This window comes from Microbacterium sp. H6, assembly GCF_003314775.1.
Classification (GTDB): Bacteria; Actinomycetota; Actinomycetes; order Actinomycetales; family Microbacteriaceae; genus Microbacterium; species Microbacterium oxydans.
The window spans coordinates 1-302 of the sequence record NZ_QOAY01000193.1 but is presented as its reverse complement, the minus strand read 5'-3'; the positions used below and the strand labels follow the sequence as shown (position 1 = coordinate 302).

Sequence of the window (302 nt, the reverse complement as noted above, 5' to 3'; positions counted from 1 at the left end):
AGCTCGGCGGCCTCCTCCGCATCACCGACCCGCAGCATTGCGCGGGCGAGTCGGAAGTCGAGTCCGGTCGTGTCGCCTCCCGCGTCGCCGCCGAGGCGAGCGGCGAGGCGATAGCGCGAGACGGCCTTCTCCGGCTCGTCGGCGTCCTCCCAGAGCGCGCCGGCGAGCAGATGGGCGTCGCCGAGTGCACGGGTCGCTCCCAGCTCGGCGAGCAGGCGGCAGGACTCGTCGGCGTCGACCGCCCCCTCGGCGTACGAGCTGGTGCCACCGCGCACGCGTGCGCGGGTCTGCAGGGCCTGCGC

The 302-nt window shown here is 75.5% G+C and carries 1 pseudogene; it reads right to left on the bottom strand.

Features of this window, described 5'->3' with window-relative positions:
- Positions 1 to 302: pseudogene (locus DSP71_RS22305) on the bottom strand (hypothetical protein); the annotation flags it as partial.